Raw genomic sequence first — 12,988 nt, forward strand, 5'->3', positions numbered from 1 at the left:
CTTGCGCGACGGCAGGTCCGGCGCGAAAGTTAGCGGTACTCGAATTTCCGCTAAATACAAGCGGTACTAACCGGGCGCAGTGCGAGTCAGAGCGAATCCAGCGGGATCGACACGTCCGCCAAACGTTGGGGTTCCTGCCGTTCGCCGGCGCTGATGATCGCCTTGATCGGTTCGACGACGTCCCAGACGTTCACGTTCATGCCGGCCAGCACGCGACCATCCAGCAGCCAGAATGCGACGAACTCCCTGGCCGCGGCGTCACCCCGGAAGATCACCTCGTCGTACTTGCCGGGTTCGACGTAGCCGACGTACTCCATCCCGAGGTCGTACTGATCCGTATAGAAATACGGGAGATCGCGATAGCTGGCTGCCTCACCGCGCATCGCGGCGGCAGCGACCTTGGGCTGCTTCAGCGCGTTCGCCCAGTGCTCGACCCGGATTCGCCTTTGCAACAAGGGGTGAAAAGCGTTGGCGACGTCTCCCGCCGCGAAGATGTCCGGGTCGCTGCTGCGCAGCGCGTCATCGACGAGTACCCCGTTGTCGACCTCCAGGCCGGCCTGTTCGGCCAGGCTGACGTTCGGCACGACGCCGACGCCGATCAGCACCGCGTCGGCGCTGATCAGGCTCCCATCGCCCAGCCTCACCCCGGTCGCCCGTCCGTCAGCGGTGGTGATCTCCTGCAGTTGGACCCCCAGCCGCAGGTCCACCCCGTGAGCTCGGTGCAGATCGGCGAAGACGCTGGCGACCTGTGGGCCGAGAACCCGCAGCAGCGGCAGTTCGGCCGACTCGACAACCGACACCTCGACGCCGGCCGCACGTGCGGCGGCGGCCGCCTCGAGCCCGATCCAACCGGCGCCGATCACCACCAACCGCTTCGCCGTGGCGAGAACCCGCCCCAGCGATTCGGAGTCGTCCAGGGTGCGCAGATAGTGGACCCCGGCGGCGTCGCTGCCGGGGAGCGACAGCGGTCGGGGACGGGCACCGGTGGTCAGGAGCAGCCGGTCATAGCGGATCGACTCGTCGTCGGCCAGCACGATCTGATGCCGCGACCGGTCGATGCCGGTAACCGTGGTGGCCACCTGTAGCTCGACGTTCTGCTCGCTGTACCAGTTGGCCGGGTGCACGAAGACGGAGTCCCGTTCGGCCTTTCCGGTCAGGTATCCCTTGGAGAGCGGCGGACGCTCGTACGGACGGTGAACCTCGTCCCCGAGCAGGATCACCCGGCCGTCGAAGCCCTGCTCGCGCAGCGCCTCGGCCGCCTTGGCGCCGGCCAGACTTGCTCCGACGATCACGAAAGTCTCGTTGCTGGGCATCAGTGTCCCCTTCTGAACGGCAGCGCTTCTTGAACGGCAGCGCTCATTTGTGCGCGGTGGCAGCTCGCGGTGGCAGCTCGCAGGCACCGCTCCTCACCCTGCCGTGTCGGGGCCTGGGAGCGCAAGCAGCCGGCGGCCGGAGAGGCCCAGCTCAGGCGGAAGGCTCAGGCGGAGGGCGCGGCCGTCTCCGGCGACACCTCGGGCAGGATGGCCCGCTGCGGCTTCTGCCGCCAGTCATAGATCGCCGACGTCCGCAGCACCACGTCCTGCACCGAGCGGTTGGAGCGGCTCACGGCGGCCCAGAAGAGTCCGATGGGGAACGACACGCAGAACACGGCTCGCAGCGCAGCGATCGGGAACCGCATCAACTCGCCCTGAAAATTCACCACGCGCAGCCCGAGCAGCGACGCCCCATAGCTGCGTCCGGTGGTCCCCCAGGCCAGCGTGAGATAGATGACCGAAACCACGTAGCCGATGGCAACCATGCTCAACCCGATGTGATCGGGCCATTGGAAGCTGCGCGGGTCGAGCACGAAGGAGATGCCGGCGATGCCCCCGTAGATCCCGGCCACGATGATGACCACCACCAGCAGGTCCACCGACGCGCAGAGTGTGCGCGTGACGATGCCGGCCCGATGACCCTGATAGGGGCGGGCGGGCAGCGGGACGGTCGAGGGGTGGTCAGTCGGTGGCATTTCGCTCCTCCGCCTGCTTCTGGGATTTCGGGGCGGCCGAGTTGCGCCCATTGCGACGCAGCATCAGCCGATCGACGATCCGGTTCACTCGCTCATCGGCCTCGATGCCGCGCATCCGCACGCCCACCACCGTCTCGGAGGCAACGGCTCCGGTCGAGTCACGGATGATCTCGGGGAGGTCGACCCCGTCGATGACGTCCTGGGCGATACCGAGGATGTCGACGCGGCCGATGATCGCGTCGAGGTCGATCTTGGCGGCGATGCCATCTATGTCGACCCGGGCGATCACCGGTGCGATGTCCACCGACGCGACGATCTCATCGATATCCACCCGGTCAATTACCCGGTCGATCGGCACCCGGTCGACGATTGCATCGAGGTCGACGGTGGCGACGATCGCATCCAGATCCACGTTGTCGACGATTCGCTCGATCTGTACCCGGTCGAGAACGAGCTGCGTCAGATCCAGGCGATCCAGCACCATGTTCACCACAACCGGAACGATCTCGTTGAGCAGTTCCTCGCTCTGCCGCTCACGGGCGGTACGGATCTCACGACCTCGCTCGGCCATCGCCGCCAGCCGGGTCTGCGGCCAGTACCGCGGTGCGATCAGCGGCGGCCTCAGCAGCACTCCCACCAGCGGGCGGGTCACCCGCAGTCCGGTGCGGGTGACGGCCAGCGCCGTTCGGGTCACCCCGGCGGCGACGTCGATACCGATGTCGACCACCGCCGGCACCTGCACCTCGCGACGGTTTCGGCGCACGACAACCGACCCAGTCGGCGACCCGTCGTCGTCACCGGCCGCTCTGTAGGCGTCTGCCGTCACGTCGCCACGCTAGTCGTCGACACGGTCGCAAGCCTCATCCATAGAGCATGGTCAGCGCAAGCGGGACTCGCCGTCGGCCGCTGGTTCGCCGGACGCCGGCCTTTAGGATGTCGAGGGACTACAGAACCAGCAGAAGAGAGGCCGGTGGCCTGCCTTGTCCGACGCGCTCGACAGCTCGGAGCGGCCGGAATCGCTCTCCCGCCAGATCTATTCGATCCTGCGCGAGGGGATCATCACCGGCCGGTATCCGCAGGGTGCCCGGCTCGCCGAGCAGCGTCTGGCCGAAGAACTCGACGTCTCCCGGGTGCCGCTACGCGAGGCCATCCCGCAGTTGGAGGTGGATGGCTTCGTCCGCACAGTCCCCCGCCGGGGTGCCGTCGTCAGTACCTGGAGCGTGAAGGCGGCCAACGACCTCTTCGACCTGCGGCTCTGCCTGGAGGTGGGCGCAGCCGGGTATGCGGCCCGGCAGGTGTCCAACGGCGCCAGCGCCGGCCAACTGAAGGCGGTACTCGACCGCGGCCGCGGCGTCATGGCCAGCCACGACGCATATCGCATCGCGCAGGAGAGCACCCGGTTCCACGAGACGATCGTGGACATGACCGAGAACGCGTTGATGCGCTCGCTGATGCGCTCGGTCTCCGGCCGGATGATGTGGCTCTTCTTCCTCACCACCGAGCTTGACCCGTTCGACGCCTACGACGGGCACCTGGAGATCTACCGGTCGATCGCGTCGGGGAACCAGCGGGTTGCCGAGGCGGTCGCCTATGCGCACATCGAGCGCGACCGCGACGAGTCGCTCGGCTTCCTCGATCAGCTCGGCGGCGGGGAGAGCTGCCGGAACGCCGAATAGATATGCCGCGGCTGGGTGAACCAGACCTCGGCGCTGTGCGCAGTCAGATGCTGCAGCGCCCGGGTCAGCCTCCGCAGCCGAAACGGCGCACCGGAGATGAACGAGTGCACAACGATGCTCATCACCAGCGGCTGCTCCTGGGCCGCCAGCAGCAACTCATCGAACTCGTCGACGATCATCTCGGCGAACTCGCCGGCCGAGGCACCCCGTCCGATGATCGTCGAGCTGTCGTTGAGCTCCAGCGCGTACGGAATCGTCAGTAGCGGGCGCGAACCGGTAGACAGCCACACCGGCTGATCATCCATCCGCAGGTCGAGCACGTACTCGTAGCCGGCTGCGACCAATGAATCAAGGGTGTTCGGAGTATGGGTCAACCACGGACTCGACCAGCCGAGCGGGGGCACGCCCTCCTCCGCCGCGATCCGAGACGCGACCGCCCGAAGGTAGGCGAGTTCCTCATTCGGCGCGAAGTCGGCCAGCGAGTCGGAGTTGGAGAGCCCATGCCCGACGACCTCGCTGCCGTGCCGCCGCGCGGCCGCCGTCACCGCAGCCGCCTCGTCGTACACATCGGTGTTGAGCAGCATCGTCGAGGGGATGCCGAGTTCGGCCAGGCGATCGAGCAGCCGGAACGCGCCGACCCGATTGCCGTAGTCGCGCCACGACGTGTTCATCACGTCGGGCTCCCCGGAGCTCGGCAGCAGGTTCTCGGTTAGCCCGTCGCCGAAACGGTAGGACTCCACGCCGAGCGCGACGTAGACCGCGAGCTTCTTTCCGCCGGGCCAGTGTCCGGCCGGTCGCTCGATGATCGGTGAGTAGCCGTACGGACTGCGATACCCAGCCGCCGCGGCGCTGCTCGCCGGTCGATCGCTCATCAGCCGGTCACCCAGCGGTTCATCCCGACGTCGGTGGTACGGGCCCGATTGACCATCGCCTGGTAGTTCGGCAGCACTCGCTGCACGTCCTGGTAGGCCCCGGCTCGGGCACGCCGGGTCTTGGCGAAGAGCGCCCGGGCCTCATCCAGCAACGCCGGCTCATCCACGGTGACGATCTGCCCCTCCTCGAAGACGATCCGGCCGGCCACCATGGTCAGCACCACCGACTCGCCGGAGTGGCAGTAGACGAGCTGCTTCTCGATGTCGTTGAGCGGGGTAAAGGGCAGGGTATGCAGATCGAGCAACGCCAGATCGGCCAGATAGCCGGGGTGGATGGCCCCCAGTTGATGGGACTGCAGCAGCGCCCGGGCTCCCCCGTCGAAGAGGCAGTTCAACACCTCTCCGGCGGTTGGCCACTGGTCACTCTCCAGGCCGCTGATGTTGTGGATCAGCCCGGCCATCTTCAGCACCGGCCACATGTTCACCGAGTCGTCGCAGATCGCCTCGTCCACGCCGAGGCAGATCGGGATACCCCGCTCGGCGACCCGGCGAAAGGGCATCACCCCGCTGCCCAGGCGCAGGTTGCTGATCGGATTGTGCGCGACGGTGGCCCCGGCGGCGGCGATCAGGTCAAGATCGGCGTCATCCACCCAGACGGCGTGGATGACGTTCATCCGGTTACTGAGCAGGCCGTGGTCGGCGGTGTACCGGACCAGGGAATGCCCGCCCATCCGTGGCAGTTCGCGGGCCAGCGTCCGCTGCAGCTTGGTCTCCAGCATGTGCGCGAACAACGGCAGATTGTGCCGGCGGCTGAGGTCGTCAATGGCTTCGAAGTATCCGACCGAGACGCGCTGCGGCGCCGAGACCGAGACGGCCGCGGTCAACCGTCCGGACTCCGCGCCGTGCCAGTTGCTGATCAGATGGTCATACATCTTCAGCAACTCCCGGCTGTTCATCGGCGCGGGCGCGGTGAGAGCGCGCTGGAACTCCCGGTCGCCGGACATCACCGGCAGCTTCTCCGCTTCGGGTAGCTCCGGCTGGTCGAGCGCGACGCTGGCCCGGATTCCGGCGTCGGCATAGGCCTGCATCACCGCGTCGATGATCTCTGGCTCTGGGTACGGCATCAGGAAGGCATCGTCCTGCACCGCGGTGGTGCCGGTGCGCAGCATCTGCAGAATCGCCAGCATCGTGCGTAGATACGCCTCGCGCGGCGTAGCCCGGAACTCTGCTCCGGCTGGCGACTCCATGAGCATGAACAGCTCCAACGGCAGGCTGTCGAAGGAGCCCTTCAGGTGGTTGGCCGGCGAGTGGAAATGCGCGTTGATGAGCCCGGGTATCAGCAGGTGATGGCCGTGACCTTCGATGATCCGAGTGGATTCGCTGATCCACCGCCGGGCCTCAGCACCGATGGCCGCGACGCGCTCGTCGTCGACCAGCACGTCCGTCGCCGCGGTGATGCTCCCGGCCACCGAGGCGTCGTAGACGAGCACGTCGCGGAACAGGATGCTCGACGAGCCACCGGTCACGCCCGTCATAGTTTCGGCTCCAGTTTCGGCTCCAGCCGCGACGGGCGGGCGAAAGTATTCGCCCGTGATGTCGTGAGTCCCTGGGCGAGCAACCCCTCCACCATCGTTACCGCGGCCAGCACGCCGTCGATCACCGGCACTCCCAAGCGATGCCGCAAAGGGGCTACCAGGTCGGTGAGTCCGGAGCAGCCGAGCACGATGGCCTCGGCGTCGTCGTCGGCGATCGCGGCCCGCGCCTCGTCGGCGAAGAGCTCGAGAAACTCCGTGGACCCCTCCTCCACCTCGGCGACGGCAACCTCGACGGCCCGCACGCTGCAGCGATGATCCAATCCGAGCGTTCGGAGCACCCGATCGGACTGCTCCATCGTGCGGCGCGGCATGGTCACGATGCTGAACCGGTGGGCCAGCAGCGCGGCCGTCATCAGGGCCGCCTCCGTCATGCCGACGACCGGGCCGGTGGCTACTTCGCGGGCCGCCGGAACGCCGGTGTCACCGAAGCAGGCGACGACGTAGCCGTCCACGCCCAGTTCCTCGCCGCGGCGAATCTCCTCCAGCACTCCGACGGCACCCCATACCTCGTCGACGTGGCTCTCGACCGAGCTGACTCCTTTGGTCGGCGTCGCGCCCAGCAGTTCGGTGCCGGGGGCGGCGACGGATGCGGCGGCGGCCACCACCGCGTCGGTCATGGCCCGCGTCGTGTTCGGGTTCACGACCATGATCCGACGACTCACGCAGGCTCCTCGAACGACGGGCAGGCTAAGCGGGGAAGCTAAGCCGACAGGCTCGACCGGCGGCGAGACGCTGGGGGCAAACGGTATACCGTTTCGTGTTTCCGGCGTGTGTCAGTTCGCGGGGCGCCGACAGGAGCAGCGCGGCTAGACCTCGACCTGCGATCCCATGATGACGGTCTGGTCCTCCGGCAGATCGAAGAAGCCGACCGGGTTCGCCGCGTTTCGGGCCAGCGTGATGAACAGCTTCTTGCGCCATCGCATCATGCCCGGCGCGCGGGTGACGCTGAGGCTGGCCCGCGAGACGAAGTACGACGTGCGCTCAGGGTCCAACTCGAACTCCGGGTCGCCGGGCGTGCCGTAGCGGCCCAGCACCTCGGGGATGTTCGGCTCGTCGAAGAAGCCGTAGCGCATCGTCACGTGGACGATTCCATCGGTCGGTGACCCCAGATGATCGATCGTCACCTGATCGGTGGGATCGATATGCGGCACGTTCCGTGGCTCGGCCGAGAAGATGATGACGGTCTTGTGCAGCACCCCGTTGTGGGTGACGTTCGCCCGCAGGGCCAGCGGTGTGGTCTCCTTCGACGGATGCGGGAAGACCGCCGTCCCGGGGATCCGCAGCACCTTCTGCTCCTTCATCTCATCGATGAAGGACAGCAGCGGACCCTCCGAGGAGATCCGGTTGTCGGTGACGATGTCGCGTCCCCGTCGCCACGTCGTCATGACGGTGAAGACCAGCGCGGCGATCAGTAGCGGCAGCCAACCGCCGTGGCCGATCTTGGTCAGGTTGGCCGCGAAGAAGGTGAACTCGGTGCCGCCGAAGACCACCGCCATCAGCACCAGCTTCCAGGTGGCCCAGTGCCAGCGTCCGCGGGCGACGTAGAGCAGTAACACGGTGTCGATGAGTAGCGCCCCGGTGACCGACACCCCGTAGGCGGTGGCCAACCGAGCCGAGCTGCGGAAGAGCAGCATCAATACCAGAACACCCACGAAAAGCACGGCGTTGACCACCGGCAGGTACACCTGGCCGGCCGAGGCGTCGGAGGTCTGACGCACCGTCAACGGCGGCAGCAGCCCGAGTTGGCTGGCCTGCCGCGACACCGAGAAGGCGCCGGAGATGACGGCCTGAGAGGCGATCACGGTGGCCCCCGTCGCGAGGATCACCATCGGCAGCCGGGCCCACCCCGGCAGCAGCAGGAAGAACGGGTTGGAGACCGCCGACGGATCGTGCAGGATCAGACCCCCCTGCCCGAGATACTGCAGGGTAAGCGCGGGGAAGACGATGAAGAACCAGGCCCGGCGGATCGGCGGCCGTCCGAAGTGCCCCATGTCGGCGTAGAGGGCCTCGGCCCCGGTGATGCACAGGACGATCGCCCCCATGGCGATGAAAGTGGTCTTGGGGTGGCTGGTTATGAAGGCGAAGGCGTAGGTCGGCGAGATACCGCGGATGACGCTCGGCTCATGCGCCACCCCGCGCAGACCGGAGAGGGCCAGACAGGTGAACCAGACCAGCATGACCGGCCCGAAGAGGGCGCCGACCTTGTGGGTGCCGAAGCGCTGTACGGCGAAGAGGACCGTCAGGATGGTGATCGCGATCGGCAGCACCCAGTCGTGGAGGCTCGGTTGAACGACGGTGACACCCTCGACCGCGGAGAGCACCGAGATGGCCGGCGTGATCACCGAGTCCCCGTAGAAGAGACTGGCCCCGATCACCGCCAGCAGCAGCACCTTCACCGTGCGCTTCGAATCGATACCGAAGGCGCGGCGGGCCAGTGCGGCCAGCGCCATCACCCCGCCCTCGCCGTCGTTGTCGGCGCGCATCACGATCATGACGTACTTGATCGACACGATCAGGGTCACTGACCAGAAGACCATCGAGATGACGCCGAAGACGTCATCCGGGGTCGGCCGGACGGCGTGGTTGTCGATCGAGAAGACGGTCTGCAGGCCGTAGAGCGGGCTGGTGCCGATGTCGCCGAAGACGACGCCGAGGGCGGCCAGGGTGATCCCGGCCTGCATCTTGGAGCGCCGCCGGGACGGGTGCAGGGCGACTTCGGACGAGGCCTTGGTCACTGTCTCCCCGGCCGGTGGCGCGGTCTCCGAACCAAAGACCGGCCCGTGATCACCAGCGCCGGTACTCGATCCATCGGCACCGGGCTGCACTGCGCTCTCGTCCACGTGCCTATCCTGCACCCTCGCCTGCGGATAGGTGCTCAGGGTCAACGGCGAACTGACGTGTTGTTTCGGCGCTAGGGCTGCGGGGTAAACAACACAGCAGCAGGCTGGGCATGGGCGTCACCGGTACCGAGGTGCGCTCGCCAGCAGGGGACACCAAATCGATGAGGCAACCGCGATGACCCAAGTTCGTGAATCCTTCACGGCGGCACACCGTGCCACCTCCAGTGTGGCCGATAGTGCCGCCGACAGCCGGACGATGACCGGGTTGGCGCGCTTCGGTCTCGTCGCCCACGGCTTCATCTACCTGCTCGTGGGCTGGATCGCCGCGCAGATCGCGCTCGGCCACGGTGGTCAGGAGGCCGATCAGCATGGGGCACTGGCCGAGGTGGCCAAGCACTCCTTCGGCATCGCACTGCTCTGGCTGCTGGCCGTCGGATTCGCCGCGTATGCCATCTGGCGCATCAGTGAGGCCATCTCGGGGAGCGGGGTCGACGGCGACAAGACCAAGGGCCGGCTGAAGTCGGCCGGTCGGGGTGTGATCTACGGAATTCTCTGCGTCTCCACGGTCACGTTCATCCTCGGTAGCTCCCGCCAGTCCCAGGATCAGAAGCACGCGACCCTGACGGCGCGGGTCATGCAGCACGACCTCGGCCGCTGGCTGGTCGGAGTGGTCGGGCTGGTGTTGATCGTCGCGGGCATCGTCATGGTGGTCGGCGGCCTGAAGAAGAAGTTCGAGAAGGAACTGCGCCTGGACGAACTCACCGGCGCCACCCGCACCTGGGTGCTGCGACTCGGCCTGGTGGGAACCGTCGCCCGTGGGGTCGTCTTCGTGATCACTGGCCTGCTGGTGCTCGACGCGGCGATCAGTTTCGACCCGAAGAAGGCAACCGGAATGGACGGGGCCCTGCGCACACTGGCCGATCGACCGTTCGGGGCCTGGCTGCTGGGCCTGGTCGCGCTAGGCCTGATCGCCTTCGGGCTCTTCGGTTTCGCTCAGGCCCGCTGGGCCAAGACCAGCCGGAGTGAGCCCATCGGCCGATAAACCGCTGGATTCTCCGCCGACCCCGAGCCGGCGGATGAGGTGCTCACCGAGCTGGTTAGCTCGCACGTCGGCCCAGAAAGCGGTGTGGAACTGGGTCGGCGGGGGCGCCTGATCGAGATTGTGGGCGATCGTCACCGGGTCCCAGCAGGGCTGATCGACCTCCGGGCTGACGACGCTGAAATCTGGACGTGGCACCGGCGTGAACGGCTGGAAGATCCACGACCCGATGTAATCGGTACGGCGGACCAGGTTCTTCCAGCGCGACTCGGCGGCACCCGCTCCAGAACCTGCGACGCCGAGGTGCGCGTTCAGCGTGCGGAGCTGAGACTCCCTGAAATAGGCGGGGAATGCCCTACCGTAGAGGCGTCGGGCCGGGCAGGCCAGCGTCATCAGCGACACCCGTTCCATCGTCTGCGCGGGCAGCTGCGCGATGACGGCGGGCGCGATGATCGAGCCCTGGCTGTACCCGGTGAGCAGTACCGTCCGGGCCGGGACGGTGGGCCCGATCGGCGGCTGCGCCTCGTTCTGCAGGTGGTCCTGCACCTGCCAGGTAGCCGGGTCGAGCTGCCCCTCCAGCGTGTTGATATTCGGCACCGTCTCGGTGAGGATGCGAATCCGGTCCACCAGTTCCGGGATGGCCCGCTCGGCATAGCAGGGTGGGGCGAACGGGTGCGTGGCCCGTGGCCAGAAGGTGGCCACGTCCCAGATGGCACCGATACTCTTGCGGCTCGATTCGCTCTTGAAATCGGCGCGGAGCATGGCGACCACCACCCCGGCCAGGAAGAGTCCGATGAGGCTCTCCGCGACCGCCAGGCCATGCAGGTGCGACCCAAACGGCGAGTCGCCCGCGGCGCCGGCGATCTCACCGATGAGCGTCGCCAGAACGCCTCCGATCACCGCGCAGACGCCGACCACCCCGGCCTGATCGACCAGCAGGCCGATGGCCCACGACTTGGCGGTCTGGGTCTTGTTGTCGCTGTGCCCGGAGTCGTCGACCCAGCTCATCGGTGCGTCGAGGGCAGGCTCAGCGGTCGGCGCCACCGGCAGATGCGACTCGTAGAAGTCGGCGATCGCGGAGTACCTGGCCCGCTCGTTGCGCTTCGGCACCCGGTCGAAGGTCTTCCAATTACTCACGTACGTCCGCCAGACCCAGACGATCGCGATGAGGACCCCGATGAGGACCCCGATCGGCTCCAGCGCAAATGCGTAGATCGGCCACGGAATCTGCAGCGGATTGGTGGCACCGCTCGTCGCAGCGCCTCCGCTCGGAAGCGGGGTGCCCACGAGCCGGGTCGCGAAGAGCGTCACCAGCGCGCTGAAGGTGCCGCCGAGGCAGACGGCCAGGGTGGCGAAGACGGTGGCGAGATGGCCGTAGGCGAAGGGGCCGGTGAGTTGCCGACGCTCCGGCCCGTCGGTGCCGATCGGGCGTCCGAGCAGCCGCGGCCAGAAGGGATCCGAACCGGACGGCCGCCGCGTGCCCAGCACCGGTGCCGCCCGCTTCACCAGCACCACGACCACCCCGAGGACGACCAGCAGTCCGAGTTGCACCAGCAGCACGATGAGGCAGATGTTGGTGAGGCCGGGCAGCGTCGCCGCCTGAGTCGGCTCGTTCAGACTCGGCCAGCCAGTGGTGAAGACCGAGGCCAGCAGGGCCAGCGCGGCGGCCCCCAATAGCGTGCGGCAGACCCAGGTGGCCGGCGCGGCCTGGCTCCACTTGGTCACCGGCCGGTCGAAGGTGAGCGTCTCGGAGTGACGGTCGGCCAGGTTGAGGCAGAGCGTCACACTCACCGCGAGCAGTACGGCACCGGCGAAGAGGCAGACGAAGATGCGATAGCCACCCGGGCTGTGGGCGAAGGTCGGGCGCGCGGCGATGAGTGCGGTGCTGGCCGCGGCCGCAGCGGCGTGCAGGCTGCGCTGCCGGCGGACCAGTTCCAGGCCGTTCCAGAACCGGGTCTGGGATAGCAGCCAGTTGGACCGGACCTCCGATTGGTTCTCGGTGGTCCGCCGTTCGTAGGAGTGGGCGGTCTTCACACTGATGAGCCAGAGCAGCACGATCACCACGGCCACCGCGGCCAGCGCCGCGGCCATGCGCTCACCCACCGTCCAGCGGGTGAACCATCCCAGCCACGACGGGAAGTGAGCCAGTCGGGCCTGAAAGGCGAATGAATTGAGGAAGATCGCGGCCACCGCGACGATGAACTCGACCGTGGCGGTGAGGGCCAGCAGGCGAAGCAGGGTCTGGGCCACCGCATGCTTGCCGTCGCGGCTGAGCCGCTGCGCCGGCGGCGGCACCGTCGGGTCGGCCTTGGTGGTCACCTCAGCGACGTACTCCTTGGCCGGCGGGAGCGCGAAGTGGGCCAGGTTGTAGAGCATGAACGGTGCGAGCAGGATCCAGGAGGCCGAGGCCAGCGGTGATTCGGTGAGCCCGCCCCAGGAGTAGGCCTCCAACTTCCACGGCACGCTGAGACCGGCCGTCCGGCTCGGGCCGCTGCCGCTGGGCGACCAGCGCCGGTAGAACATCGTGGTGGCGTCGCCGCCGACCTGAAGCGCGTGCGGATGTTCAAGGATTGTCGGGCCATCCGAGCCGGAGACCCCGTGGATGCGCAGTTCGGTGACGTTGTTGAGCCCATCGGTGAAGGTGCCGGCATCCGGCAGTGACCCGGCGAGTCCGGCCTTCACCGGGCTTGTCCGATCTGACTTGCTGAAGCCCCAGGCCCCACCCAGGCCCAGGTCGATGGGTCGCTCGACCGATGGGCCGGTGATCGGGACGACCGGTTGGTCGTCGCCCCGTAGTGAATGCGTCATCGAGTCTCCCGGTCAGCGCAGCGGCTCTCCGCCGGCCGTCGATACGAGCCCGCTGTCGCTACTTCACGTCTGCGCTGTCGATACTTGTCCTGTATCGAGATGAGGGTCAACACCCGCAGCCAAATACCGATTCATCGCACTGGAACTCGT

General features: G+C 67.4%; 10 protein-coding genes. 2 read left to right on the forward strand and 8 right to left on the reverse strand.

All coding sequences use genetic code 11. The annotated features are described in order from the left end of the window. Window positions 1-86 precede the first annotated feature (86 nt). The 3 genes from CPH63_RS19865 to CPH63_RS19875 all read right to left on the reverse strand — a co-directional run bounded on the left by CPH63_RS19865 (window position 87) and on the right by CPH63_RS19875 (window position 2,834). A complete protein-coding gene (locus tag CPH63_RS19865; protein WP_096304492.1) occupies window positions 87-1,313 on the reverse strand; it encodes an NAD(P)/FAD-dependent oxidoreductase in 1,227 nt (408 codons plus the stop codon). 164 nt (window positions 1,314-1,477) lie between these two features. Then, window positions 1,478-2,008 (reverse strand): RDD family protein, encoded by a 531-nt coding sequence (locus CPH63_RS19870; protein WP_157749673.1) that lies wholly within the window; start codon window positions 2,006-2,008, stop codon window positions 1,478-1,480. After that, on the reverse strand, window positions 1,995-2,834 hold the full coding sequence (locus CPH63_RS19875) for a hypothetical protein (protein ID WP_096304494.1): 840 nt from the start codon (window positions 2,832-2,834) through the stop codon (window positions 1,995-1,997). Before CPH63_RS19875 ends, CPH63_RS19870 begins: the two co-directional genes overlap by 14 nt. 154 nt (window positions 2,835-2,988) lie before the next feature. Here CPH63_RS19875 and CPH63_RS19880 point away from each other — a divergent pair, with 154 nt between their 5' ends. Then, window positions 2,989-3,684 (forward strand): GntR family transcriptional regulator, encoded by a 696-nt coding sequence (locus CPH63_RS19880; RefSeq protein ID WP_096304495.1) that lies wholly within the window; start codon window positions 2,989-2,991, stop codon window positions 3,682-3,684. Here the strand turns inward: CPH63_RS19880 and CPH63_RS19885 are convergent. The 4 genes from CPH63_RS19885 to CPH63_RS19900 form a co-directional block, all read right to left on the reverse strand. Then, complete coding sequence (locus tag CPH63_RS19885) at window positions 3,645-4,556, reverse strand: polysaccharide deacetylase family protein (RefSeq protein WP_157749674.1); 912 nt, start codon at window positions 4,554-4,556, stop codon at window positions 3,645-3,647. The genes CPH63_RS19880 and CPH63_RS19885 overlap by 40 nt on opposite strands. Then, window positions 4,556-6,091 carry an amidohydrolase family protein gene (locus tag CPH63_RS19890; RefSeq protein WP_096304496.1) on the reverse strand — a complete coding sequence of 512 codons (1,536 nt, stop codon included), beginning with the start codon at window positions 6,089-6,091 and terminating at the stop codon, window positions 4,556-4,558. The genes CPH63_RS19885 and CPH63_RS19890 overlap by 1 nt, the downstream gene beginning before the upstream one ends. Further along, a complete protein-coding gene (locus tag CPH63_RS19895; RefSeq protein WP_206745595.1) occupies window positions 6,088-6,813 on the reverse strand; it encodes an aspartate/glutamate racemase family protein in 726 nt (241 codons plus the stop codon). Before CPH63_RS19895 ends, CPH63_RS19890 begins: the two co-directional genes overlap by 4 nt. Before the next feature lie 144 nt (window positions 6,814-6,957). Beyond that, entirely contained in the window at window positions 6,958-8,832 is a 1,875-nt protein-coding gene (locus CPH63_RS19900; RefSeq protein ID WP_096305305.1) for a potassium transporter Kup, read from the reverse strand. Between the two features lie 334 nt (window positions 8,833-9,166). On the opposite strand from CPH63_RS19900, the gene CPH63_RS19905 reads away from it, so the two are divergent. After that, window positions 9,167-10,033 carry a DUF1206 domain-containing protein gene (locus CPH63_RS19905; protein WP_096304498.1) on the forward strand — a complete coding sequence of 289 codons (867 nt, stop codon included), beginning with the start codon at window positions 9,167-9,169 and terminating at the stop codon, window positions 10,031-10,033. Here the strand turns inward: CPH63_RS19905 and CPH63_RS19910 are convergent. Further along, window positions 9,950-12,838 carry a hypothetical protein gene (locus tag CPH63_RS19910; RefSeq protein ID WP_096304499.1) on the reverse strand — a complete coding sequence of 963 codons (2,889 nt, stop codon included), beginning with the start codon at window positions 12,836-12,838 and terminating at the stop codon, window positions 9,950-9,952. The genes CPH63_RS19905 and CPH63_RS19910 overlap by 84 nt on opposite strands. Window positions 12,839-12,988 lie beyond the last annotated feature (150 nt).

This window comes from Jatrophihabitans sp. GAS493 (assembly GCF_900230215.1).
In the GTDB taxonomy this organism is placed as follows: domain Bacteria; phylum Actinomycetota; class Actinomycetes; order Mycobacteriales; family Jatrophihabitantaceae; genus MT45.

Bases quoted from the DNA above. Each gene is read 5' to 3' on its own strand.
- CPH63_RS19900 (WP_096305305.1), bottom strand. From the start codon at position 8,832: ATGCAGGCCGGGATCACCCTGGCCGCCCTCGGCGTCGTCTTCGGCGAC.
- CPH63_RS19865 (WP_096304492.1), bottom strand. From the start codon at position 1,313: ATGCCCAGCAACGAGACTTTCGTGATCGTCGGAGCAAGTCTGGCCGGC.
- CPH63_RS19870 (WP_157749673.1), bottom strand. From the start codon at position 2,008: ATGCCACCGACTGACCACCCCTCGACCGTCCCGCTGCCCGCCCGCCCC.
- CPH63_RS19885 (WP_157749674.1), bottom strand. From the start codon at position 4,556: ATGAGCGATCGACCGGCGAGCAGCGCCGCGGCGGCTGGGTATCGCAGT.
- CPH63_RS19910 (WP_096304499.1), bottom strand. From the start codon at position 12,838: ATGACGCATTCACTACGGGGCGACGACCAACCGGTCGTCCCGATCACC.
- CPH63_RS19890 (WP_096304496.1), bottom strand. From the start codon at position 6,091: ATGACGGGCGTGACCGGTGGCTCGTCGAGCATCCTGTTCCGCGACGTG.
- CPH63_RS19905 (WP_096304498.1), top strand. From the start codon at position 9,167: ATGACCCAAGTTCGTGAATCCTTCACGGCGGCACACCGTGCCACCTCC.